Annotated in this window: 18 protein-coding genes and 3 pseudogenes; 13 read left to right on the top strand and 8 right to left on the bottom strand. The window is 71.9% G+C overall.

Annotated features, from left to right (window positions below):
* Positions 1-146: 146 nt before the first annotated feature.
* Positions 147-272 (top strand): annotated as a pseudogene (locus tag VR45_RS48795) (HNH endonuclease); the annotation flags it as partial.
* A 489-nt stretch (positions 273-761) separates the two neighbouring features.
* Here VR45_RS48795 and VR45_RS20835 read toward each other — a convergent pair.
* Positions 762-2,024: a HAMP domain-containing sensor histidine kinase gene (locus VR45_RS20835; protein ID WP_234326054.1), complete on the bottom strand. Its 1,263-nt coding sequence runs from the start codon at positions 2,022-2,024 to the stop codon at positions 762-764.
* Entirely contained in the window at positions 2,018-2,704 is a 687-nt protein-coding gene (locus VR45_RS20840) for a response regulator transcription factor (RefSeq protein WP_045941321.1), read from the bottom strand. The genes VR45_RS20835 and VR45_RS20840 overlap by 7 nt, the downstream gene beginning before the upstream one ends.
* A 325-nt stretch (positions 2,705-3,029) precedes the next feature.
* On the opposite strand from VR45_RS20840, the gene VR45_RS20845 reads away from it, so the two are divergent.
* The 4 genes from VR45_RS20845 (at position 3,030) to VR45_RS20860 (ending at position 8,077) form a co-directional block, all read left to right on the top strand.
* Positions 3,030-4,631, top strand: a complete 1,602-nt coding sequence (locus VR45_RS20845; protein WP_045941308.1) for an alpha/beta hydrolase — start codon at positions 3,030-3,032, stop codon at positions 4,629-4,631.
* Between the two features lie 68 nt (positions 4,632-4,699).
* Positions 4,700-6,397: a serine/threonine-protein kinase gene (locus VR45_RS45755; RefSeq protein ID WP_234326055.1), complete on the top strand. Its 1,698-nt coding sequence runs from the start codon at positions 4,700-4,702 to the stop codon at positions 6,395-6,397.
* Between the two features lie 146 nt (positions 6,398-6,543).
* Positions 6,544-7,434 (top strand): SDR family NAD(P)-dependent oxidoreductase, encoded by an 891-nt coding sequence (locus VR45_RS20855; RefSeq protein ID WP_045941309.1) that lies wholly within the window; start codon positions 6,544-6,546, stop codon positions 7,432-7,434.
* A gap of 64 nt (positions 7,435-7,498) precedes the next feature.
* The gene (locus VR45_RS20860; RefSeq protein WP_045941310.1) at positions 7,499-8,077 is read left to right on the top strand and encodes a TetR/AcrR family transcriptional regulator; all 579 of its coding nucleotides are present in this window, start codon (positions 7,499-7,501) and stop codon (positions 8,075-8,077) included.
* Between the two features lie 584 nt (positions 8,078-8,661).
* On the opposite strand, the gene VR45_RS20865 is transcribed toward VR45_RS20860, so the two are convergent.
* Positions 8,662-9,555: a TauD/TfdA family dioxygenase gene (locus VR45_RS20865; RefSeq protein WP_045941311.1), complete on the bottom strand. Its 894-nt coding sequence runs from the start codon at positions 9,553-9,555 to the stop codon at positions 8,662-8,664.
* A 223-nt stretch (positions 9,556-9,778) separates the two neighbouring features.
* On the opposite strand from VR45_RS20865, the gene VR45_RS20870 reads away from it, so the two are divergent.
* Complete coding sequence (locus tag VR45_RS20870) at positions 9,779-10,708, top strand: aldo/keto reductase (protein WP_045941312.1); 930 nt, start codon at positions 9,779-9,781, stop codon at positions 10,706-10,708.
* A gap of 202 nt (positions 10,709-10,910) precedes the next feature.
* Here the strand turns inward: VR45_RS20870 and VR45_RS47070 are convergent, their stop codons facing one another.
* Together VR45_RS47070 and VR45_RS20875 are read right to left on the bottom strand one after the other, a co-directional pair.
* The gene (locus VR45_RS47070; RefSeq protein ID WP_159394282.1) at positions 10,911-11,072 is read right to left on the bottom strand and encodes a hypothetical protein; all 162 of its coding nucleotides are present in this window, start codon (positions 11,070-11,072) and stop codon (positions 10,911-10,913) included.
* Between the two features lie 409 nt (positions 11,073-11,481).
* Positions 11,482-12,909, bottom strand: coding sequence for a non-reducing end alpha-L-arabinofuranosidase family hydrolase (locus VR45_RS20875; protein WP_045941313.1), 1,428 nt, complete (start codon positions 12,907-12,909; stop codon positions 11,482-11,484).
* A gap of 624 nt (positions 12,910-13,533) precedes the next feature.
* Here VR45_RS20875 and VR45_RS20880 point away from each other — a divergent pair.
* Both VR45_RS20880 and VR45_RS20885 read left to right on the top strand, forming a co-directional pair.
* Positions 13,534-13,884, top strand: a complete 351-nt coding sequence (locus VR45_RS20880) for a peptidase inhibitor family I36 protein (protein ID WP_045941314.1) — start codon at positions 13,534-13,536, stop codon at positions 13,882-13,884.
* Between the two features lie 349 nt (positions 13,885-14,233).
* Positions 14,234-14,725, top strand: coding sequence for a hypothetical protein (locus VR45_RS20885; protein WP_045941315.1), 492 nt, complete (start codon positions 14,234-14,236; stop codon positions 14,723-14,725).
* Positions 14,726-14,978: 253 nt separating this feature from the next.
* Here the strand turns inward: VR45_RS20885 and VR45_RS20890 are convergent, their stop codons facing one another.
* Positions 14,979-16,496 carry a DUF11 domain-containing protein gene (locus VR45_RS20890; protein ID WP_045941316.1) on the bottom strand — a complete coding sequence of 506 codons (1,518 nt, stop codon included), beginning with the start codon at positions 16,494-16,496 and terminating at the stop codon, positions 14,979-14,981.
* Positions 16,497-17,584: 1,088 nt separating this feature from the next.
* Here VR45_RS20890 and VR45_RS44310 point away from each other — a divergent pair.
* Positions 17,585-18,006 (top strand): annotated as a pseudogene (locus VR45_RS44310) (SRPBCC family protein); the annotation flags it as partial.
* A gap of 279 nt (positions 18,007-18,285) precedes the next feature.
* Positions 18,286-18,492, top strand: a pseudogene (locus VR45_RS20905) (endonuclease); the annotation flags it as partial.
* A 375-nt stretch (positions 18,493-18,867) separates the two neighbouring features.
* Here the strand turns inward: VR45_RS20905 and VR45_RS20910 are convergent.
* Together VR45_RS20910 and VR45_RS20915 are read right to left on the bottom strand one after the other, a co-directional pair.
* Positions 18,868-19,434 carry an STAS domain-containing protein gene (locus tag VR45_RS20910; protein WP_078896696.1) on the bottom strand — a complete coding sequence of 189 codons (567 nt, stop codon included), beginning with the start codon at positions 19,432-19,434 and terminating at the stop codon, positions 18,868-18,870.
* Positions 19,403-19,768 carry a hypothetical protein gene (locus VR45_RS20915; RefSeq protein WP_045941318.1) on the bottom strand — a complete coding sequence of 122 codons (366 nt, stop codon included), beginning with the start codon at positions 19,766-19,768 and terminating at the stop codon, positions 19,403-19,405. Before VR45_RS20915 ends, VR45_RS20910 begins: the two co-directional genes overlap by 32 nt.
* A 300-nt stretch (positions 19,769-20,068) precedes the next feature.
* On the opposite strand from VR45_RS20915, the gene VR45_RS20920 reads away from it, so the two are divergent.
* From VR45_RS20920 to VR45_RS42495, 3 genes are all read left to right on the top strand, one after another.
* Positions 20,069-21,025, top strand: a complete 957-nt coding sequence (locus VR45_RS20920; protein WP_045941319.1) for an LLM class F420-dependent oxidoreductase — start codon at positions 20,069-20,071, stop codon at positions 21,023-21,025.
* A gap of 177 nt (positions 21,026-21,202) precedes the next feature.
* Positions 21,203-22,660 carry a CYTH and CHAD domain-containing protein gene (locus VR45_RS20925; protein WP_052709239.1) on the top strand — a complete coding sequence of 486 codons (1,458 nt, stop codon included), beginning with the start codon at positions 21,203-21,205 and terminating at the stop codon, positions 22,658-22,660.
* A 418-nt stretch (positions 22,661-23,078) separates the two neighbouring features.
* Positions 23,079-24,792: phosphatase PAP2 family protein (locus VR45_RS42495; RefSeq protein ID WP_052709240.1), on the top strand; the 1,714-nt coding region annotated here is incomplete at its 3' end.

Raw genomic sequence — 24,792 nt, forward strand, 5'->3', positions numbered from 1 at the left:
TTCGGGCCGGCCCTACAACAATCCCTGAACGTGGCCGCCTGGCTCGAAGGATCCGGACCATAGCGGGGCAAATCGGCTACCGCTGCAAGCTCCGGCGTTGGAATATCGCACGTTCGGAATGACGCTTCCCGCCAGTCGGTGGATAGGCGTGGGACGCCGGGCGTCGTGAGGCCTACGCCAACGGCCAGGGCAGCCGGCTGACTCTGGTCGCGGTGACGGCCAAGTCGAAACGGCCGAAGGCGGACAAGGACCCGATGGACTGGCTGCCGCCGCTGGTCGCGGTCCGCTCCTCGACTTCGAACTCACCGCCGACCAGATGACCGCCGTAGCCGCCCTCGACACCGGTACCACGCTGTTCCTCGACCAGCGCACCTGCCTCGACCGCCGGGGCTCGGCTCGCCGAACGCTCGGTCACAGCGATGCCGTCACGAGAAGTCACTTCTCAGACTTGACACCATCATTGGGAATCGTTGCATCGGCTACGGCTGCCCCGCCAGGAACACCCTACGGGGGACCGGCCTCAGCCGATCCCCCGTAAAGTCACAGCACACAGCCATGCGCAGCGCATGCCGGATGTTGCATCCGATGCAATACCGCGCGTCGCTCCAGGTAGGCCCCTGCGAACGAGCCGTCGAACCCCAGAGCGACCTGCCCCTGTTCCGGGACTATCACGATCCAGTGCCGCATCAGGCAACGTTTGTCCTGGTGACCACTTCGCGTAGACGTTCGTCCATCGGCCGCCCCCGTGCGGCAGGGCCGGCCTACTTCGTCCGGGGTGGGAGGCGGAGGGTGAAGCGGGCGCCGCCCTGTGGGCTGGTGCCGACGCGGAGGGTGCCGCCGTGGGCCTGGGCGACCCAGGAGGCGATGGACAGTCCGAGGCCGGTGGAGCCGGAGCCGCTGTGGAAGCGCTGGAAGAGGGAGCCCGCGAGCGCCGGGGGGATGCCGGGTCCGGCGTCGTCGATGGTCACTGTTGCGTCGGCGGTCACGGTGACGTCGACTTCCGCGGGCAGGCCCGGGGCATGGCCGTGGAGGAGCGCGTTGCCGAGCAGGTTGGCCACCGCCCGCCGGAGCAGGTCGGGATCGGCGACCACGACGACCGGTTCGGTGCGGACGCTCACGCGGTGCTCGCCGGTTTCGGTGTCGTCGACGACCACCTCGACGAGCTGGTCCAGGCGTAGCGGCTGGCTGGCCAGGGTGCCGACACCGGCCGTCAGCCGGGCCCGGGTGAGCAGGCCGTCGATCAGGTCGCCCATCCGGGACGCCAGGCGCACGGTCCGTTCGAGCGCGGCGGTGCGGTGCTCGTCGTCGCGCAGCGCGGTCTCCGCGAGGCCGCGCAGCGATGCGGTGGGTGTGCGCAGGTCGTGGGCCGCGTCGGCGAGGAACTCCTCCTGTTGTTGCAGCGCTGTCAGCGCCGGCCGGATCGCCCGCCCGGAGAGCAGGTGCCCGGCCACGGCGGACAGGGCGACCAGGACCGCACAGCCGGCCACCAGGAGCAGAGCCAGTTCGCGGTGCGCGGCCCGGTCGCCGGTGGTGTCGTCGGCTGCGACCACCGCACCGGCCGTCGACTGGCCGTCGGCTCCCGCGTAGGGCTCGGCGAGCAGCCGGATCCGGTGGCCGTTGTCGCTGCGTGCGTCGGCCACGACGGCCGATCCCTCCCGCATCGCTTCCGCGGCCACCGCTTCCAGGTCCTCGGTGTGGGCCCGGACGCAGGGCTTGCGCGGGGTGTAGGCGACGGTGGGCCGGTCGGCCGTGCCGGTCACCACGGTCACCGGTGGGCAGTCGGTCTCCATCCCGTCCTGCAGTGGCTGCGTGTCGAGCCGGTCGTCGTCCTCGTCGAAGCTCAGGAGCAGGATCGCCTGGCGGGTCTGCAGGGTGAGCGCGTCGTCGAGCCGGTCGTTCCAGGAGTTGTCGTCGGTGCGGATGGCGAACGCCGCCAGGCCGATCAGTCCGATCGCGCTGGTGAGAGCGAACAGTGCGGTGAGTCGCCGGCGCAGCCGCCGGATCCGGGCCGCGGCCGTCAGCACCGGTCGCCGTCGCCGCTGCCGGGCGGTGCCAGCCGGTAGCCGACACCGCGGACCGTGTGGATCAGCGGCGGGTCGCCGAGCTTGCGGCGCAGCTGGGAGACCAGTACCTCGACGACGTTGGAGTTCGGCTCGGTCAGCTCGTCCCAGCATTTCTCGATCAGGTCGGCGCGGGGTACGGCCTGGTCCGCCCGGGCCGCGAGCAGTTCCAGGACGGCGAACTCCTTGCGGGTCAGGAGCAGCAGTACGCCGTCCCGGTGCACCTGGCGGCGGGCGGTGTCGATCTCCAGGTCGGCGATGTGCTGCACCGGGGGCCGGACGGTGGCCACCCGTCGGCACAGGCTGTGCACCCGGGCCGCCAGCTCGGGCACCGCGAACGGCTTGACCAGATAGTCGTCGCCGCCGACGGCGAACCCCTCGACCCGGTCGGCGACCGTGTCCCGGGCGGTGAGGAACAGCACCGGGACGGTCCGCCCGGCTCGGCGCAGCTCGCGCACGTACTCGACGGCGTCCCCGGAGGGCAGCATCCGGTCGAAGACCACGCAGTCGTACTCGGTGACGCACAGTGCCTCGTCGGCGGCCGGAAGATCGGCCACCTCGTCGACGGCCAGTCCCTCGCTGCGCAGTGCCGCGGACACGGCGAACCGCAGGTCATCGTCGTCTTCGGCCACCAGTACTCGCACGGCGGTCAGGATAGCCCGATGGGCGGCCCGCGCCACCCTCACCAAATCCTCAGCTTCGCTCAGCAATCATCTGTGAGGTCACAGCGGAGCGAACCGGCAGGAGCCGAGCTGCGCGGCCGTCCGCCCGGGAGATACCCGGGCGGACCGGCACGCGGCGCCGTGAGACACCCCGGGCGCGATCCCCCACGCGCCCGGGGACCGCCGGCGGCCCGGCGGCTGGAGCCCCCCGGCCCGGCCACCCCGGGCCGTCGAGGCGGTGCCGGTACCGCTGATCACCGCGGGCGCCGTACGCGACAACCCTGCCAAGTCCCTCTGGAGCACTCCCATGAAGCACCCGACGAGCAAGCGTGCCGGCCTGATCCCGGCCCTGGCCGCACTCGGCGTCACGGCACTTGCCGGATGCCTCCCGGCGTACGGGGACGCGCCTGCGAAGGGCGCCGACGCGGCGCCAACCGATTCCGCGCAGCAGAGCGCCCTGCAGACCTTCTACCGGCAGCAGCCGACCTGGACCACGTGCGGCGAGTTGCAGTGCGCCACGTTGACCGTCCCGGTGGACTACGCGCACCCGGAGACCGGCCGGACCTTCACCCTGCCGCTGGCCAGGTCCGTCACGGCGGACCCCGCCCAGCGCATGGGCTCCCTGGTCTTCAACCCCGGCGGACCGGGCGAATCCGGGGTCGAGCAGCTGAAGTCCGGCGGCCTCTCGTCCTTCAGCGAAAGGGCCCGCGCACGCTTCGACATCGTCGGCTTCGACCCGCGGGGCGTGGCCGGCAGCAAGCCGGCCGTCGACTGCGGCTCCTCGGACTCCGCCGACCAGGACCAGCCCGAGTCCGACGCCACCTCGACGAGTGCGTATCCCAAGACCGGTGCCGAACGCAGCGCCGCGCTCGCGGACGCCGAGAAGCAGGTCGCCGCCTGCAAGGCCCGCAGCGGAGCCATCCTGCCGCACGTCGGGACACTGGACGCGGCCCGCGACCTGGACGTGCTGCGCGCGGCCCTCGGCGACGAGAAGCTCAGCTACCTCGGCTGGTCCTACGGCACCTACCTCGGCACCGTCTACGGCGAACTGTTCCCGCACCGCGTCCGCGCACTCGTCCTCGACGGCGCCGTCGACCCCTCGCTCGACTGGTCCGAGGCCGCACTCCAGCAGGGCAGGGCCTTCCGGAACTCGGTGGACGACTACGCACGGCAGTGCGCCACCGTGGTCCACGACGCCTGCCCCGCCACCACCCCGGACGGCATCCACAAGGTGATCACCGACCTGCACCGGCGGACCGCCAAGCACCCGCTGCGCATCACCGGCACCACCGAGCGGCTCGACCAGAACATGCTGCTCGCCGCCCTCACCAAGTCGATGTACTCACCCGAGTCCCAGTGGCAGGAGCTGTCGAAGGCGCTGCGCGCCGCGCGGGGCGGCGACGGGACCAAGCTCGCCGAGATCGCCAGCCCCGGCATATCCGCCCAGCCCACCCAGGACGACAGCTCCGGCCCGGGCGGCTCCGGCGAGCAGGCGCCCGACAACTCCTCCGTCGCCATCACCGCCGTCAACTGCCTCGACCAGCCGCACCCGAGGGACTCGCAGCCCTACTGGGAGCTGCTGGAGCGCGCCGACCGGGAGGCCGGAGTCTTCGGCACCTCCGCCGTGCTCGCCGAACTCACCTGCAAGGACTGGCCGGCCGGACAGCAGCAGCCGCACCGTGTGAACGCCGAGGGCCTGCCCCCGGCCCTGGTCGTCGGCACCACCGGCGACCCGGCCACGCCCTACCAGTGGTCGCAGGGCCTCGCGGCCCAACTGCCGGGCGGCATGCTGCTCACCTTCAAGGGGACCGGCCACACCGCCTACGGCCGCAGCAACACCTGCGTCAACGACGCCGTGGACGCCTACCTCATCGACCTCAAGCCGGTCCCGGGCGGGACGACCTGCTGAACGGCCGGCACTCCCCGTCGCGCCACCCTCGCCCCCGCTCACAGCTCGCACCACTGGAGACCTTCCACATGCCTGTCGACATGTCCCTGGACTCCTCGACCGCAGCACGCGCGTCAACGCTCTTCCAGCCACTGCGGCCCGACGACCCGGTTGAGGTGGGCGGCTACCGCCTGCACGCCCGGCTCGGAGCGGGCGGAATGGGGCGGGTCTACCTGTCCTACACCCCCGGTGGCCGGCCCGTGGCCCTCAAGACGGTCCGGCCGGAGTTCGCGCAGGACACCGAGTTCCGGTGGCGCTTCGCACAGGAGGTCGCCAACGCCCGGCGGATCCACGGGCTGTACACCGCCCAGGTGATCGACTCCGGCGCCGACGACGACGTGCCCTGGCTGGCCACCGCGTACGTTCCGGGCCCGTCGCTGCACCAGGCGGTCCGGGAACACGGCGCGCTCCCGCTGCGCACCGTCCTGCTGCTGATGGGCGGGATCGCGGAGGCGCTGCAGGCGATCCACGGCGCCGCGGTGGTGCACCGCGATCTCAAGCCCGCCAACGTGCTGCTCGCGGCCGACGGTCCGCGCGTGATCGACTTCGGCATCGCCCGCGCGGCCGACGCCGTCGCCCTGACCGGCACCGGCTTCCGGATCGGCTCTCCCGCCTTCATGGCGCCCGAGCAGGCCCTGGGCCGACCGGCCACGCCCGCGACGGACGTCTTCGCGCTGGGCTCGCTGGCGGTGTACGCCGCCGGCGGCACCCAGCCGTTCGGCGACGGACCGGAGACCACCGTGCTGTACCGGGTGGTGAACGAGCAGCCGGACCTCGGCCACGTCCCGGGCGACCTGCACGCGCTGCTGCTGCGCTGCCTGGCCAAGCAGCCCGAGAACCGGCCCACCCCTGCCGAGATCATCGAGGCCGCCCGCGACCACCCCGCCGCGGGCGGCGGGCTGCGCTTCGCCGACGGCTGGCTGCCCGCTCGGATCAGCGCCGACATCCCCCGCCGCTCCGGCCCGCCGCAGCCCCTGCCCACCGCGATCGTTCCCCACGTCGTGGCCCTCCAGGCCCCGCCCGGCCCCCACGGCGCTCCGCAGCCCCTGTCCGAGACACCGACCGCCTTGCTACCGTCCCCACTGCCGACCGTCGGCGCCCCCGTGGCACCCGCGGTGGGCAAGCCCCGCCGCAAGGGCCCGAGCCGGAAGACGGGGCTGCTGCTGACGGCACTGGTGGTGGCTCTCGGCGGCACGGTCGGCGGCGTACTCCTGTCCGACGAGCTCGACGGGATCCTCGCAGCCACGGGATGGACCGGCGACAGCCCGACGGCCGATGACACCGGCCCGGACACACCGGCGGCCGACGGCCCGACGCCGACCGACCCGACGCCGACCGGCCCGACGAGCCCGGCCACGTACACCGCGGCGTACACCGGCACGGTCCTGACCGCGCCCGACGACTCCTACGACTTCGACCTCGAGACCGGCAGGCTGACCCCCGCGCGGTCCACCGAGTGGTCCGTCGGGCACAACGCCGACGAGTTCCTGATCCCGACGGGAAGCGACGCCGCCATCACCCCCAACGGGCGGCCGACCCCGACCGACTGCTCGACGGCGATCGACCGGCAGCCGGCGACGGCCCTCGACTTCAGTGACCTGCCGGCCGGCCGAGCCTTCTGCGTGAGATCGAGAAGCACTCACGACGTAGCGATCGTGCGGGTCGTCTCCGTGACCGGCAACGGCCCGGTGAGGGTCTCGATGGACCGCTACCGCAGCGACAGCTGACCTCCGCCTCGGGATCGGAGCGGCTTCATGCCGTCCGGCACGGCCTGTTCCGCCACCGGGCATCCCTAAACGGATGGATCATCCGTTTGTGTGCTACGGTCCCCGACAAGCGGATGAACTATCCGCATGACTGGGCGGAGGGGCACATGACGAAGACGGCAGTGGTCACGGCGGGGACGGCCGGCATCGGACTGGAGACGGCCCTGGGGCTGGCCCGCGCCGGGTTCTCAGTCACCGTGGTCGGACGCGATGCCGACCGGGGCGCCCGGGCGGTCGACCGGATCAACGCGACGGACCCGGCACGCCCCGCACGGTTCCTGCCCGCCGATCTCGGCTCGCTCGACCAGGTGCGGGCGCTCGCCGACCGGATCGCCACCGAGCGCGCAGCCTCCGGAGAACCACTGACCGTGCTGGTCAACAACGTCGGCGCGATGTTCCCGCAGCGGCGGGCCCTGGACGGGATCGAAGCGTCGTTCCTCGTCAACCACCTCTCGCCGTACCTGCTGACGGAACTGCTGCTGCCCACACTGACCGCCGGCGCACCCAGCAGGATCGTGAACGTGACCTCGGGCGCGGTCGGGCTCGCGAAGCGGTCCTTCGACACCGTCGAGCCGCCCGGCGGCTACTACGGCTTCCACTGGTACGGCCGCGCCAAGCTCGCCAACCTCGCCTACACCCTCGACCTGGCCACCCGGCTCCAAGGCACGGCCGTCTCCGTCTTCGCCGCCGACCCCGGAGGCGCCGCGACCGACATGACCAACGGCACCATGACCGACCCGAAGATCGTCTCACCAGCCCTGCGACTGCTGTGGCCGCTGGTGCGCCGCAAGTTCCGACGCTCCACCTCCGGCCCGGCGTCCCTCGCTGCCCGGCCCTCGATCGTCGCCGCCACGGACGACGCTCTGACCGGCCGGACCGGCATCGTCATCGGAGCCCGGGCGCGCCCGGTGACACCGCTGCGCGCAGCCACGGACCCCCGCGTCGCCCAGGACGTGCGCCGGCTCAGCGAACGGCACGCACCCCTCACAACCACCTGACCCACCGGGCGGTGCGGGTACCGGCGACATCATCCGGATGGGTCATCCGATTAGCATGTCCCCCATGACGACGCCCCTGCGCAAGGACGCGGCCCGCAACCGGGACCGGATCGTCGCTGTCGCCCGTGCCCTGGTCGAGCAGGGCACACCCCTGCAACTGAACGACGTCGCCGGCCGCGCCGGACTCGGAGTCGGCACTGTCTACCGGCACTTCGCCACCCCCGAGGCGCTGCTGGAGACCGTCGCCACGCCCTGCCTGGAAGCCCTGGCCGCCCAAGGCCGCGAGGCGATGGCCGACACCGACCCCTGGCGCGCGCTCGAAGGCTTCCTGTTCCGCACCGTCGAGGCGCAGGTCACCGACGCCTCCCTGGCCCCGGTCGCCGCCGCGGCCGACGACACCCTGCCGCACACCACGGAACTCAAAGAGACGATTCGCTCGGTCGGCACCGCACTTCTCGACCGGGCTCGCGCCGCCGGAGCGGTCAGGCATGAACTGACCGCCGCCGACCTCGTCCCGCTCATGTGCGGCATCGCCTACGCCGTCAACGTCCACGGCGGCACACCCGCCGACCGGATCGACACCGCACACCGCTACCTGACCACGATCCTCGAAGGACTGCGCGCCGCACCACGGCACGCGTGAGACCACCGCCCGCGCACCAACCGGGGCGATCCTGGCGCCCTCCGCCGATGCCGGTACGTCCGATCGCGAGCGGGAGACGGCCACCCGCCCCCACGACCTGCGCGGCACACAGGTCCGTCACCGGGGTCGGCGCTGCTTTCGTGGTCGAACCCGCACACGGGCCCGCCGCTGTAGAGCTCCGTGTCCCTGCCGATCGCGCTCCAGGTCGTCCTGATCGTCGTCCTGGTCGCCAAGAGCCGCACCGTCGAACCCGCCACCCTCGCCAGCGACACGGGCCCTCGCCCCGCAGGGGGCTCATGCCCGAATCCGGGAGGCGGGTGGACTCGGCGTTCGGGCTGGGTGAGGCGGTGCTCACCGGCACACCGTACGAGGCCGACTGCGCGGCGCCGCATGCAAGCGAGGTACGCCGGGCAGAGTTCGTGCGCCGTTCACCGCGCCGTCCGACGGGTCGCCTGGTGACCGCTCGTTGGTGAACCAGCGTCGGCTACGGGTACTCGGCCGGTTCGGCCGGGAGGGCGGCCTTGGACCTGGCGCCGGTGATGGTCCGGACGACCTGGCCGTTCTGGAAGAGGTACCGACGGCCGTCAGTCTGTCCCGCCGCAGGGGTGCTGTGTGAGCATGACGCGGACCAGGCAGCGGCGCCGGCCCAGGGCCTGGTGGTCTTCGTAGCCTGTACGTCCGTGCAGGACCCGGCGGTCGTCGATGAGCAGGCAGTCGCCTTCCTCGAGCATGAGGGTCAGGCGCAGGTCGGCGCGGTCGAGGACGTGCTGCAGGGCGTCGAGCGCCGCCAGGTCCGCCGAGGGCGGGGTGGAGCCGGTCAGCAGGAACGCGGTCTCGATCCGCTTCACGTTGCACCGCACGCGCAGGCCGCCGCCACCCGGCTCGAACACCGGCGACCACACCACCTGGTCCGCACCCTCAGGCGTCACGTGGCGCCGGTCGATCGGGAACGGCTGCTGGAGCCGGTCGAGTTCGCGGGGGAACTCGCGCCGCAGGACCTGGTACACGGACCAGGCGTCCACCAGGACGGTCTCGCCGCCGCTCCTGGCCTTGCGGTGGGCGAGGAGAGCGAGATAGTCCGGTTCGTGGCCGAAAGGCTGGACGGCCTGGTCGTTGTGCAGGTGCAGCCAGCCCCGCGACTTCGAGGTGAAGGCGCTCTCGTGGAACCGGCGGTCGTCCGTGTAGGCGGACACTCCTTCGTCGCGGACCAGCCAGGCGAGCGCCGTCTCCCGCCCCACCCCTTGCGGGAGCGGTCGGCCGAGGTGGCCGAGCATCGACTCGCTGAACGCCCGGACCTCAGCGCTGTCCATCGCGGAGACCGGGACACCGGTCACGACCGCGAAGCCGGGGCCGTCGGCCAGGCGCTCCAGTGCGTGAGCGGCGAGAGTGCCGTGATCGTCCCTGTAGGGCAGCCGCCATGCCTCAGGAGAGATGAAGGATGCACGGGTCCAGCCGCTGAACGCCTCGTCAAAGCGCATGGTCAGGCGTGCCTTTCCGTCGCGGGTGGGCGGCCCCACCGAGCAGACCGGGCCGCACGGAGCCGGAAGACGTTCCTGGGCCGAGGATAGGAGTGGGCCGGGGATCCGGGAAGACGGCCGTCTTCTGCCGCCGATGCCCGCACCGTACGCTGACGGCCTCACGGGATTCGGGGGTGCGGTGGAGCAGCGACGGTTGGGCAGGGGCGGGCCGCTGGTGTCGGCGATGGGCCTGGGCTGTATGGGGATGTCCGAGTTCTACGGCGCCTCGGACCAGGCGGAGTCCGTCGCGACGATCGAGCGCGCGCTCGACCTCGGGGTCACCTTCCTCGACACCGCGGACATGTACGGCCCTTACACCAACGAGCAGTTGGTGGGCCGGGCCGTCGCGCGGCGTCGTGACGAGGTGTTCCTCGCCACCAAGTTCGGTGTCGTGCGCGGGGAGGATCCACGGGAGCGGCGGATCGACTCGACCCCGGAGCATGCCAGGCGGGCCTGCGAGGCCTCGTTGAAGCGCCTGGGTGTGGACCGCATCGACCTCTTCTACCTCCACCGCCGCAACCCCGACGTTCCGATCGAGGAGACCGTCGGCGCCATGGCCGAGCTGGTCACCGAGGGCAAGGTCGGGTACCTCGGACTGTCGGAGGTGAGCGCCGAGACGCTGCGCAGGGCGTGCACCACCGCCCCGATCGCGGCCCTGCAGAGTGAGTACTCGCTGTTCACTCGCGGCCTTGAGCGCCATATCCTGCCTGTGGTCCGGGAGTTCGCTCTCGCACTGGTCCCGTACGCGCCGCTGGGCCGGGGCCTGCTCACCGGCACGATGTCCTCGATCGACGCGCTGGCCGCCGACGACGTCCGGCGCGGGCACCCGCGCTTCCGGGACGGCAACCTGCGGACCAACCTCGCCCTCGTCGAACGCCTGCGGGCCCTGGCCGCCGAGGCCGGCTGCACACCGGCGCAGCTGGCGCTCGCCTGGGTCCTGGCGCAGGGCGAGACGGTCATCCCGATCCCGGGGGTGCGCCGGCGCCGCCACCTCGAGGAGAACGTCGCTTCCCTGGCGATCCGGCTCTCCGCCGAGCAGCTGCGGTCGATCACCGAAGCCCTTCCGGAAGCCGCGGGCGACCGCGCACCCGACCAGTCCCGACTGGAGCGGTAAGCCGCAGGCCGCCACGGCCAAGCTCCGGGCAAGCTTCGGGCAACTGAACTATGGTGCATAGCTGGGTAGTTGAGACCAGAGGTCGCGCCGCGGGGCATCGGCCACCCGGGACAGGCCCGTCCTGGGCGTGACAGGCCCGTCCTGGGCGGCCGTGCCGGTCATCGCGCGATGCCGCGCGATGCCGCCGATCCTGCGGCCGGTGTCACGCGTCCTCAGGGGGCTGAGCGTCCACCTCGGGATCCGTGCTGGTCTCCTCGACGGACGTCCGGGCCCAGCCCTTCGGGTCCTGACTCTGCTCGTCCGCCAAGGGCACCAACTGATCCTTGATGTACACCACCGGGTCGTACTCGGGCCTGATGCCCATGGAAGCCTCCTTGCCAGAGGTCGCCCGGAACGGACGCCCGGCACCAGCCTGACAGTCACGCGAGCGCGAAGCATCGACCACCATTCGGAGAACTTGGGCCGCTTCCCCCTCAGAACTACGACGCGACAGCGCTATCAGTAGCGATCTTCTACCGCGGAGCGTGCAGGGGCTGCGTGCCCCGCGATCTCGCCGGGCAGGCGGAGGCGGCGCGGCCGTTCAGGCATTGGCGTCCGTAGCCGCTGTCGGCCCTGTTCGGCGCGCTCTACCCGCCCCGGGTGGGACCTGATGCCCCTGCCCCGCACTGCTCGAGCGACGACTGCACCCCGCACTGGGCCCCGGACCGAGGATGAGGAACCCCAGCCGATGTGCGGCCGGGGTTCCTCGTCGTGATCACCGTGGAGCAGGCGGCTCAGCGCTGCAGGGTGAGCAGGCCCGGCCGGTACGGCAGATCCAGGTACTCGGTACCCGCCGGGACGTTTTTGAGAAGGCCCTGGTAGAGGAACTGCAGGTTGCAGGGATCGATGGTCATGGTCTGGTCAGGATTGTCGCGGACCAGGTCACCGTGGCTGACGCCCTGGGCCCAGGTGGAACCGCTGTTGGCCTGGCCCGCGAAGGGGCTGCTCTCGCTGCCGGCCTGGACTGTCCACGGACCGTTCAGGCTGGGGGCGGTGAACGAGCGGAAGTAGCGGTTCGTACCCTGCGCCTCAACGATCATGAGGTACTGGTTCTGGCCCTTGACCTTGTAGACCTCCGGCGCCTCGAACAGAAGCTGCTCCGTGTCACTCATGACCGTCGTGTACGACGAGCCGAAGCTGCTGGGGAAGTTCCCGATCGGCATGCTCGCCCGGTAGATGCTGCCGTTGTCACCGGCGAAGAACAGGTACATGTTCTGGTCGTCAGCGATCATGGTCGGGTCGATCGGGGCGTCCCTCCGGGCCCCGGGGCCCGCTGGGAGGCTGCCGGTGAACAGCGGCTGTGCGGCGGACCAGCCGTTGGGGTTGGTGGGGTCGCTGGACGTGCGGTAGTAGAGCGGCCACTGACTCCACTGGGACACCATCACCCAGACGTTCTTGGGCGCGAAGTAGAACAGTTCGGGCGCCACCGCGGGCTGGCTCATCCCGGTCTGGGTGGCCGCTCCCATGTCCGACCAGTTCGCGAAGGGGCTGAACGCCGTCGAGCCCCACGACGTTCCGTTGGAGGTGGTCGCGTAGACCAGGTTCTTGCCGTTGTACTTCACGGTGGTGAAGTCCTTCAGCGCGAGCTGCCCGTTCGCCGGCTCCGCCAGCGGACCCGTCGATGTCCAGCGGTAGGTCGTCGGAAGAGCGCATGTGCCGGTGGAGACGTCGGCGACGGGGACGAGTTGCCACTGCTGGTTGCTGCCGCCCCAGTCGGCGTACTGGACGATCTTGCCGCCGTCGGCGGTGGAGGCGCCCTGGACCTCAAGGACCTTGCCGCTGTGCCGGTTCAGGAGGCGGACGTAGCCGTCGGTGGAGTCGGCGAGACGGAACTGCTGGTTGGTCGCGTTGAGGTCGCTCCACTGGACGACGTCGGTGCCGTCGGCCGAGGACCAGTTGTAGTTGTCCAGGACCTTGCCGGAGTTGCGGTTCTGCAGGCGGTAGTAGCCGCTCCCGGAGTCCAGGAAGTGCCACTGCTGGGCTTCGTTGCTGGTCCGGGTCCACTGGACGACGGGCGAACCGTCGGCGGTGGCGAAGTTGTAGTCGTCCAGCGCCTTGCCGCTGTTGCGGTTGACCAGCACGTACCACTTGCCGGTGTCGACCGAAGCCGCCGAGGCGGAGGACGGGTTCACCAGGGCCAGGAAGCCGGCCACGAAGACCATCGAGAGCAGGGCGGCCGTCCGAGGCCGCCATCCTCGCCGTGTCGAGCTTCGCGGAGCTGTACCGAGAGCGTTCATCTGCACCCTCCTGGGGGCGACTTGGGCAGGGATCGATCCTTCTCGGTGCGTGCGGACCGGGCACGGCACGTCTGAGGCGGCGGCAAGGCGTGACCCCTGCGGGGTGGGGTGCACCGAGTCTGCCGCGCATTGTTAGCGCTCACAATTTGAAAGTCGAACATCCGGCGCGCTGCAGGGAGGAAACCATGGGGCAGGAGAGGTCGTCAAGCATCACGCCGCAACCCGCCCGCTACTGGGGCGTCATCAGAATCTTTTCCTGTCGAAGTTGTTGACGGGGCCGATGTGAGCGCTCATACGCTTCGGTGCGGGCGGCAGTTGGCTGGGCCCTGCCGGTGATCTCGATGGCATCGCGGCGTCCATCGGCTCGGTCGGCGACGTCCACGACAACGCCCTCATGGAGAGCACGATCGGTCAGATCGGCTACCCCGGCCGGCAAACGGCTCTGGACAGGGGCCGGCGCCGAGTTGCCGGCCCGGGCCCACCCCTGTGGTGGTTCAGCTCTTGCCGGTCATGCGCCGGACCTGGTTCTAGGCGAGAGGACCCCGCGCCATGTCGGACGACGACTTCGGCTACAGCCAGCAGTACCACTACAACTCCTACCCCAGCCACGGGGACGACCCCACGCCGGCACCGAAGCCCGCCGGCCGGCCCGCCATCTACGCCGACCGTGACTTCTCGGGCGCCAGCATGACGCTCCGGGCGGGTACCTACGACCTCACCAAGCCGGGCGCAGTCGGCAACGACTCCATCAGCTCGGTCAAGGTGCCCAGCGGCTGGACGGTCACCCTCTATGCCGACACCGGCCTCCAGGGCGCCAGCAAGGCGTTCACCAGCGACGCGGCCTATGTCAGTGACGACTTCAACGACGTCGCTTCCTCCATCAAGGTCGACAACTCCTGACCTGCCGCTCCCGATCGGGGGCACATCAGCGGTGGGATCCACCCACCGGCCGTCGGGCACCATCGCCGGGCGGCCGGCCACCCCCGGGGTCGCGTCGGAACTGCCCGCCGTTCCCGTCTCGTACTGGTGATCGATTCCGCAGCCACGGAACGAGCGCTACCGGCCAGTCCGACAAGCCCGCGCCACCGGCGGACGGGATGCAGGCCGGGCGCAGAGCATTCCACCGCCGATGGCAAGGGGGCCGGGTCGGGGCGGCACCCGTTCTTGGGAATAGCTCCGAGCTGGCGGAGCGTCATGGAAGGATCGCCGAGAGTGGCAACCGTGCCGCCGGTGTGCGAGGAGTGAGCGTATGAGTGCCGACCGAGACGAACTCGACATCACGGTCCCGGACTACAAGATCGACGACGTCATCCAGGCGGCCCGCTCGGGCGCCGTCATCGCGCAGGATTCCGGCGTGACCGACCTGGGTGCGCTGACCGGCGACGGGGGCGGTGACGGCGGTACCGGGATCACCCGGGGCGCCATCCCGGTCACCGACATCACGCCCGGCGAAGCGACCCTGCAGGAGGTACCTGTCGCCGAGGTGCGGGCGGAGGACGTGGGCACGTTCAGTGTCCGCTACACCGGCCGCGTCCCGCAGCTGGTGGTCACCGGCGGCTCGATCGTGCCCTCCGTCATCACCGTCGTGGACGCCACGGGGGCCGTCCTCGCCGAGTACACCGCCAGGCCCGCCACCGCGCAGTTCCCCGCAGTCCGCACCAGCCGGGCCCTGCCCATCGACCAGAACCAGATCGTCGGCTGCGCCGGCCCCGCCTGCACACCGATCACCCTGACGAGGTAGGCGCTCGCCGCCCGGTGACCGCCCGCAGTCCCCGGGCGGCCGGCACCACGGCCGGCAGGACCGGGCTCCAGCGTCCGCGGAATCACGCCGCGGGCCCCGGAAGCCCGTTCCTGGGCCCACTCGTCGCTGGCGCATTCCTGGCAGGACCTCGATAACGGTCCTCGGAAGATCGTCAGTCGCAAGGCCCGATGGGCTGGCGTATTGCTGGTCCTGAGCTGCTCGGACCGGGGGTGCCAGGGGGTGTCGGGGCTGGTCAGGGGCGGGTGGTTTCGATGGCGTGCAGGCCGCGCAGGGTGCCGTCGCCGGCTGCGGTCTGGGTGAGGTAGAGCAGTTGCACGCTCACGGCCAGGGGGGCGCCGGGGTCGATGGTGTGGGTGTCGTCGGGGCTGGCCAGGACCACGGTCCCGTCCTGCCCGTTGCTGATCACCTGGTACCACTGGGTCTGGGCGGGGTTGAGACGGGTGCCTGCGGGGACGTCGAAGCTGATCTGCCAGCGCACCACCCGCTGGTCGCGTGCGGCCAGGGTCAGTTCGTAGCCGACCAGCCATCCCTTGGCGTCTTCGGGCCAGGTCTGGTCCCACTGCCCGGTGATCTGGTAGTCGGCGGTGACCGGTGAGGCCTCGACCTGGATATCGACCTGGGCGCGGCGCTGGGTGGAGAGGTTTCCGGGGGCGGTGACCCACGCGGTCGGGGACAGGGTGCCCTCGAAGGTGCGGCTGACGGTGCCGGTGACGGTGATCGTGGCTTTGCTGCCGGCGGGCAGTTTCAGCGGCTGGTGCAGGCCGCCGGTGACCGAGCCGGTGCCGCACTGGGCGCCGTTCTCGCCCCGGCAGTGCACCTGTTCGGCACCGTTCCGCATCGGAGCGGGGATCTCGCCCTCCACCCGTACCTCGGGCGCGTCGCCGGGGCCCAGGTTGGCGACCTGGATGGTGTAGGAGACCTGCTGGCCCGCGTGGGCGGTGCGCGGGCCGTCCATCTCCAGCGGGACGGTCACCGGCGGCGCCACGCTCAGGTCACGGATCCGGTAGGTCCCTGTGGCCTGGTAGTGGACCGTCGCGGACAGGCCGAGCTTGAACGTTTCGGGCATCGCCGTCATCGCGGGCCCCTCCAATGCGAAGGTCGCCAGCGTGCCGACGGGGTCGGATCCGCGGGTATGACGCACGGTCAGGACGGTGCCGTTGATACACATCTGGACATGCGCGCCGTCCTGCCACGAAGCTTCGAACCCGCCGGGCACCTCGGGCCCGACGCCCAGCAGCTCGAATCCGCTCAGCAGGTTCCCCGAGCCGCGCACCGCGATCCGGTTCGGCAGCTCCGGATCGTCCTGATCACCGCCGTCTCCGACCCTGTAGTACTGGAAAATGGCCATGCTGTCCAAGGCGACGCCGACATACCCCGCAGTGACGCCCGCCCGTTCGGGATCATGGAGGTCCTCCTTGTGCTGGTAGGCGTAGCCCAGGCCGTACCAACTCTCCGCGGCCTGCGTCGTCTGCCGCCCATCGATGAGGAACACACACAGTCCCAGGCCGAAGGAGTCGTTCGCACCGGTGGAGGCTTCGGTGGCGTAGTCGAAGTCGATGACCACCCCCTGGGCGGAAGGAAAGGGCTGGTCCAGCAACGCCATCCCCACATAACCCGCCGCCCCCGGACGGTTCAGCTCCAAACTCCCCTCCAGCCGCGCCTTGCCCGCCAGCTTCCAGTTCGGGTTGGACGGTTCCGCCTGGGTGAACGGCTCGGCGATCGGGAACCGTGCAGGGCTCTGTTCGGTCATCAACGCTCCTCGACTGGCCTTTGCCTCACGACCCCGGCCCGGCTTCCACCCAGGGTGCTACTTCAGTGACTCTGCGCAAAAAACCCGGCCGCCAACCCTCGCCGGCCACCTCAGCTTTTCAATTTGATCACGCACCACTGCGATGGAATGGCGCACGGGAAGCGGAATCAGTCGGCTGTGCCCCCGCCGCCGATCCATTGCCGAGAGACGGGTATATCGGGTCATTCCGGGGCGTCGATCCAATCCGCAGTCGCGCCTCCCCATTCCCGCCCCCTGTCGTCATGGTCGGGTCGGCTCCCAGTCCCCTGGGGCCGCGCGTCTCGTCAACGGCGGCGCCTCGTCCGATCGTTTCCCCGCTCCTCTCCGGCTCCGCCTCTGCTCGCCCGGCGGCAGGCGGCAGGGGGCAGGGGGCCGTGACGTCCGCGTGTCCATCGTCTCGCGGGCCGCTCGCAGCGGACAACGCCGAACCCGGGCGCACGGTGGACCGCGGGCATGGTCCACCGGCCGCCGGGTCGACCCGAACGTCGACATCGACCCGAGGACGGTGGCAGCCGTCGAGAGCCCGGCCTGGGTGTGCGAGGGCCGCACGCTGGTCGTCCAAGAGCGTTTGCACGGTCAGTCGTGCGGCGTCGGCACTGTCCGCGTCGAGATCAGCCTGAACGTCGCCCGGCCGCTTGCCGCCCCCACCGGCCTCGGCCGGCACCCCCGCCTGCACGCCGTCCCACTGCCCTGACCGGAAGAAGGCTCCGTTCCCGAGAACGGGTCCCGCCGGGCCGAGGCCTGTCAGGGACCTCGCCCGGCACAAGTGGGCCTTGTCGCCGACGACCGCCCCGGGTCGGGTGCGCGGGCGGCCTACGGACCCGCGCACCCGGACCTTCCCGAGCAGCAACGTGATCCGTACCGCGCCGGCCGACTCCGATCGGATCCACCGGCTGCGCGCTGTAGCGCGCTGGCGCAGGGGCCGTGACCGCTGTGTGTGTGCCGCCGGTGGTTGAAGCTCCTGCGGGCGGGCAGGCGTTCCATCGGTGCGGCGCGACCGGCGCGACCGGCGCGACCGGAGAGGACCGACCGGAGAAGGGAGCGTCACCATGAGCAGGGTGCGGGAGAGCGTCGACGTCGACGTCCCGGTGCACAGTGCGTACAACCAGTGGACGCAGTTCGAGGAGTTCCCGAGGTTCATGGAGGGAGTGGAGGAGGTTCGGCAGATCGACGACCGCCACTCGCACTGGCGGACGAAGGTGGCGGGCGCCCGTCGTGAGTTCGACACCGAGATCGTCGACCAGCTGCCCAGAGATGTGTATAAGAGACAGCCTTCCAGCCGCTGGACGACCATCGCACCCGGGTCAGTCTCGCCATGGAATTCGAGCCGCAGGGCATCGGCGAGAAGGCAGGCGCCCTGCTCGGCGTGCTCGACCGGCGGGTGAAGGGCGACCTCAGGCGGTTCAAGGGTTTCATCGAGGAACGCGGACAGGAGAGCGGCGGCTGGCGGGGCCGGATCGCCCCCGGAGACGACCACGCGAAGGGAAGTTCCGGCGGTCATCCGGCCGATGCACCGCCGAGGGAGACGCCGCAGTCCCGGATGACCGGTGAGGGCGCGCCGCCGGTCGACGAGGAAGGCCGAGGCCCGGCGGGATCCTCGCCCGTCACGGCGATGCCGCCGGATCCCGACGACATGCGGCACGGCTGAGCCGGACAGCGTTTCCGGTGCGCCGCGCGCTGCGCGGCCTGCGGAGCCGGCACGGGTGGAGCACAGGCGGGCGTTCCGGGCCGCGCCGGGAGGAGGCACACGGTGGATGACCGCAGGACGACCGCGCGCCTGCTGCGGCAGTACGGGCGGACCTACGCCGACGAGGCCGGCATCCGGCTCGCCGACAAACCGAGCCCGCTGTACCGGCTGCTGGTGCTCACCGTGCTCTGCTCGGTCCGAATCAAGGCGGAGATCGGAGTCGGTGCGGCGCGCGAGCTGTTCGCGGCCGGCTTGCGCACCCCGCAGGCGTTTGCGCAACTGGTGCCGTCGCAGGACCTGGCCAGGCTCGCGGCCGCTCTGGTCCGGGTCCGTCTGACCAAGGACGCGGTCGAGGAACTGCGCGCGGCCTGAGCCCGTCGGGGAGCGGGTCGATTGTCGTCCGGCGCAAGCGGCGTCCTCCGGCAGGTGTCGGAGGGGCGGCACCGTGCTTCGGGCCGGAGGCCGTCCCCTGTCACGACGCCCCTGACCACCGTTCGGGCCGCCGCACCGTCGCGGCGGCCCACCCCCGGAAGTCGTCGTCGGTGGGACACCGGCGCCTCCGGCGGTCCCGGCGCAGGCCGTGGTGGCCAGGCGATGTCGCCCCCGCCCTCGTCCCGGCCGTCGGCACTTCGCGGACCTGCCCGGCTACTCCGGCTCCGGGCGGCGGGCCGGGGCCTTCCTCGAACGCGCGTTCCTCGAACGCGCGTGCGCCCGCCGGTGGAGAGGGGACGCCACGCCGGGGGTCCGTTCCACAACCGGCCGCCCTGCGTCGGGACGAGACGGCTCGTGGTCCGGGCGGGCGGCGTCACGCGGCCCGAACAGCTCGGCGGTGCCGGTCAGTTCCAGTAGCCGCAGGACTTGGGGCGAGGCAGCGGTCAGGACCAGGTCCTTGCCTGCGTCCTCGGCCTGGAGCCGCAGTTCGAGCAGGGCGTTGAGGCCGCAGCAGTCGCAGAAGGGCACGTTCTGCATCACCACGTCGAGGCCGGTGGCACTGGCCCGCAGCGCCGCGGCCAGAGCCCGGGAGAACCGGGGTGCGACATCGAGGTCGATCTCACCGCCCACCACTACGAGGCAACGGCCCCCGCCGTGGGAGGCGAGCCGGATGGTCATACGCGCCCCGGCGATGTCGCCGAGCGGTCCCGACGCCACAACGCCACGGCGGGCCGAATCGGGCCGGGGATCAGGGCTGCATGATGCGGTCATGGCGCTCATCTGCCGTGTCGGACGAGGTGGAGTCGTCGGGGAGCTGGGCGGGGTCGACGAACAGGGCTAGCAGTCCGGCGATCTCGTAGTGCTCTTCGGCGGGGTGGCGGAAGTGCATTCCGCGCACGATCTGGTAGTGGTTGCGGCGCCCGCGGCGGGTGTGGGTGACATAGCCGGAATTCTCAAGGTCGGCCACAACGGCCCGGACGGCCCGCTCGGTCATCCGGCACGCGGCGGCCATGTCCCGCAGACGCACGTCCGCGTCACGGGCGATCATCAGCAGGACCCTGGCGTGCTGCGTCAGGAACGTCCAGCTGCTGCGCGGCTCCTGGACTTCGGACATAGACCATCATATGAGCCGCAATACCGGTTTTTGCAACCCTATATTCGGATTTATCTGCCGCTTTCTGCGGCCCGTCCAGCTCTGCCCCGCGAGCTCGGTAGGGGACCTCGCCGGCAGGCCGACGCGCGGCCACCCCTCCTGCCGCAGCCGGGCGAACAGCTCCCGGCCCTTCGTCCACGCCCTCCTGCTCGAAGCCCGCCGTCCGCCTCGGCTACGGCCGCTGATCCGGACGCTTCCCCCGCCTCGAACGGGGTAGCCGCGCCGAAGGGGGACCGGACCAGCCGAAGGGAGCACGCGACGATGACCGAGTACGGCTACTTCCTGTCCTCCGAGGAGTTCACCCCCGCCGAGTTGCTCGACCAGGCACGGCGCGCCGAGCAGGCGGGCTTCACCCGCCTGGCGATCTCCGACCACTTCCACCCGTGGAACGACGCCCAGGGCAACAGCCCGTTCGTCTGGTCGATGATCGGCGCCCTGTCCCAGACCGTCACCCTCCCGGTCACCACCCTGGTCACCTGCCCCACCGTCCGACTGCACCCCACCGTCACCGCGCAGGCCGCCGCCACCTCCTCCGTGCTCCTCGACGGCCGGTTCACCCTGGGCGTCGGTACCGGCGAGGCCTTGAACGAGCACGTCAACGGCGACCGGTGGCCCTCCTTCGCCGACCGCGCCGACATGCTCGACGAAGCCCTCCAGGTCATCAGGGAGCTGTTCACCGGCCGCCTCGTCAGCCACCGCGGCCGGCACTACACCGTCGACAACGCCCGCCTCTACACCCCGCCCACGCAGCCGCTGCCGATCTACGTCTCCGGGTTCGGGCCGAACGCCGCCGAACTCGCCGGACGCATCGGCGACGGCTTCGTCACCATGACCCCCGACGCCGACCTCGTCCGCGCCTTCCACGACGGTGGCGGCGCCGGCAAACCGGTGATCGGCGGGGTCAAGGTCTGCTGGGGCCCGGACCGGGACAGCGCCGTCGACACCGTCCACCGGCTGTGGCCCACCGAACTGCTGCCCGGCGAACTCGCCCAGGTCCTGCCCACCCCGGCCCACTTCGAGCAGGCCAGCGAGCTCGTCACCCGCGAGATGGTCGCCGAGGCCGTCACCTGCGGGGACGACCCCGACGAACACACAAGGACCGTCCGCGCCTACGCCGACGCCGGCTTCGACGAGGTCTACGTGGGCCAGATCGGCCCTGACCAGACAGCCTTCTTCGACGCGTACGCCGGAAACGTCCTGCCGGCCCTGCGCGGTTAGACAGGTCTCCCACCGCGGGGATCCGGGCCGGCCGCCGACCCGGTCGGCCCGCTCTTTCTCCCTGCCAGGACGCCCTCCCCGGGATCCGCTCCGCATCCTGTTCTCCGCGCCGCTGCGCGTGGCCGCGGCCCGGGCGGGAAGGCGCGGGACCTCGAACTGCCGGGCGTTGCGAAGGTCGTGCCCGCCGAGCCGCAGGACCTGGACGCCGTCTACTACGACACCGCCGACCTGGATCTGCTGAGCCGGCAGATCACCCTGCGGCGGCGCACCGGCGGCCGGGACGCGGGCTGGCACCTCAAACTGCCGGCCGACGCGGACAGTCGCGAGGAGATCCACGCGCCGCTGGAGGCCGGCGCCCCGGACCGGGCACCCGCGGCACTGGCCGCACGCGTCGCGGTCTTCCTGCGGGGCGACGCGCTGGTGCCCGTGGTCCGCCTGCGGACGCGCCGTCGGCGCAGGCTCCTGCTCGACCGACGGGGAAAGCCGCTGGCGGAGCTGGCGGAGGACCAGGTGGAGGCCCGGATCCTCGGCCCGGTCCCGGCCGGCCGGCCGGGACACACCGCTCCCGACGGCGACCGCGCGAGGTCCACCAGCTGGACCGAGGTCGAGGTCGAGCTCGAAGGCGGCGACACCGCGCTGCTCGACAGCGTCGAACGGGCGCTCGCCGCCGCCGGCCTGGGGCGGGCCGACTACCCGTCGAAGCTGGCCCGCGCACTCCGGGGCGCCCCGAGGCCGACCCGCGAACGGGCACCGCTGCGAGCGGGCACGCCGGGCGGCCTGGTGACCGGACGGATCAGGGAGCTGGTGGACGACCTGCTCACCCTCGATCCGAGCGTCCGCCTCGACGAGCCGGACTCGGTGCACCGGATGCGTGTGACGGCCCGGCGGCTACGGAGCACCCTCAAGGCACACCGCCGGCTCTTCGACCACGGCCGCACCGACGAGCTGGCCACCGAGATCCGCTGGCTCGGACGCTCGCTCGGCACGGCACGGGACCAGGAAGTGCTGGGAGAGCACCTGGTCGGCGCCCTGGACGCCCTGCCCGACCGGCTTCGCTGCGGCTCCTCGCGCGGTGAGGTCTCGGCGCACTACGCCCGCGCGTACCGGCAGGCCTGGGAGCAGGTGGTCCGCGACCTCGGCAGCGTGCGCTACCACAGCCTCCTGAACGAGCTGGAGGCCTTCGCCGCCGATCCCCCGCTGACCGCTCTAGCCGACCGGAGCAAGCCGCGCAGGCGGCTGTCCCGAACGCTGCGCCACGAACAGCGGCGCACCCTGAAACGGCTCGACGCCGCGCTCGGAATCGATTCCGGGCCCGCGCGCGACGCCGCACTGCACAACGCCCGCAAGGCGGCCAAGCGGGCCCGCTACGCCGCCGAGGCGGCCCGCCCCACCGCCCCGAAGCGCGCCCGGAAGTTCGAGAAGCGGATGAAGCAGCTCCAGCGCGTGCTCGGCGGACACCAGGACGCCGTCGTGGCCCGCCAGGCCCTGCTGGAGCGCCCGGGAGCGGGCGTGGATCTCGCGTTCACCAGCGGTGTTCTCTACGCGATGCAGCAGCGGGACGCCGAGCAGGCCGAACACCTGCTGCCCGCGTTGCGCCGACGCGTGAGCAGGCCGCGCCTCGCCCGACTCACCTGACCCGACGCGGCTCGGAGCCGTCGAGCACCGCACGCAGTACAGCGGCAGTCCCTCCGCGGCGGCGGGATTGCGAGGCCGTGCTCCGGTCCCGGGGCGAGGACCTGCCGGAGCGGCCGTGGGCACCGCCGGTCCCGCTGGCAGGACGAGCCCCTGACCAGGGGCAAGACCTGCAAGGGCCTGATCGGCAGCCGCGAGGTCACCGTCACCGCCGGACGCCAGGGCTGGTGGAAGCACACCAGCCGGTCAGCGGGCGAACAGGACGCCGGTGCAGCGGGCGCCGGCCCGGCCCGGAAGCAGCACCCGGTCGGGCGCTGAGCCTTCCGCCGTCACGCGGGCCCCCGCCATCCGGCGGGTTACAACGCGTCCGCCCAGGGCACCCGACCCGGTAGCGGCGCAAGGAGCCGGGAGGTGGACGCCGATGGAGGTTCCGGCGACCGTGGCGCCCGCCGACCGCTCGGCCGTCGCCAAGTCCTGCGCTGCCGCCCGGCGGTACGGGCCGCTCTGCTGCCGGCTCCTGGCGCTGGGCACGGCGGCGGCCGTCACCTGGCACGCCCTCGGGCGTCCGGCCGAGCGACGGCGCATCGAAGCGCTCACGGCCGGTCGGGAGAACCCCGTCGCGGGTGCGGTACTCCGTGCGCTCGGCACGGGAGAGACCGCGTCGCGCGTCGTCCTGCTGCTCGTGGCACTCGCCGCGGTCGCCGTCGCCGGCGCGCTGGTGGCGCGCAACCTGCCGTCCGCGGTGCCGCGTCCCGACGCGGACGCGCGTCCCAGGACGCCCCTGCCGCACCGGGACACCCGTCCGAGCCCCGGCCCGCCCGCGAACGGCGGCACGCCCCTGCCGCCCGGCGGCGATCGACCCACCGCGGCCTCGCTGTCGTACATGATCGCCCCGCTGGCACCGAGCGCCGTCCTGATCAGCGCCGACCTGCGAGGCTACGCCGTCGACGCCGTGCCGGCCCTGTCCTGCCTGGCCCTCGTCCTCACCGAGTTCCTCGGCACCGGCCGTCGGCGCCCCGGCGGGCCGGCGCTCGGGGCCGCGATCGCCGTCCAGCCGGCGTTGCTGCTGTTCCTGGTTCCCGCATGGCGGTCGCGCGGACGGCGACCCGCACTCGTCGCCCTCACGGTCGCCCTGACGCTCGGCGGCGCGATCCTGCTGCTCCGGCCCTCCGCGACGCCGGCAGCCTGGCGCCGTGCTGCGGACCCGGCCGGGGCACTGATCACCGACCCGGAGAACAGGTCCGTGCTGGGTCTGCTGGTGCGGCTCGGCCTCCACGGGGTGCCGCTGTTCTGCGTCTGGGCGGCCGTGGCACTCGCCCTCGGCGGGTTCGCGCTCCGCCGTTGTGCGCGCTACCACGGCGACAGGCAGGTACTGCTGTCCCTGGCCGTGGTCGGCTGTGCGAGCGTCCTGCTGTCGGCGGTCGCCCTTCCGTCCGACCTCGGCTGGCTGCTGCTGGCAGGTCTGGGTCGGCTGGGGCGGGGCCCGGAGGACCGCCCGCTGTGGCCGGTCGCCACGGCGACGGCGGTGCTGCTGCCCGCCGGGCTGCTGGCGCCCCGCCCCGACCCGGTGACCAGCGCCGCACTCCGTGGCGCCGGCACACTGCTTGCCGCCGGGGCGGCCGCCGTGCTGCCGTTCCGCCTGCGCGGCGACCCGCTCTGGCAGGTACGGCGGACGCCCGGGCCGACCGTCCGCCGGCCGTTCGGGCGCCCGTACCTGCCGCTGCTGCCGCCGCGCATGCGGCCGGTCGGCCGACCCGACCTCCTGCTCGAACTGCTGCTGATCCAGGTCTGCTACGGCATCTACTCCTACATCCGCAACGCCGCCCCGAATCGCAACGCGACCGCCGTCGAGAACGCGCAGCAGCTGCACCGCCTGGAACAGCTGCTGCACGTGGACGCGGAAGGTGCCGTCAACCGCTGGGCGCGGGGGCACGCGTGGCTGATGGACCTGATGCTCGACTACTACCACGTCCTGCACTTCGCGGTGCCGCTGGCCGTCCTGATCTGGCTCTACACGACCCGGCCCCTGCACTACCGCACCAGCCGTACGGTCCTGTTCGTCACCACCGGGCTGGCCCTGGCCGGCTACTGGGGACTTCCGCTCGCTCCGCCCCGGCTCACACCCGGGCTGGGGC

It is taken from the genome of Streptomyces sp. NRRL S-495 (assembly GCF_000966955.1).
Lineage (GTDB): Bacteria > Actinomycetota > Actinomycetes > Streptomycetales > Streptomycetaceae > Kitasatospora > Kitasatospora purpeofusca.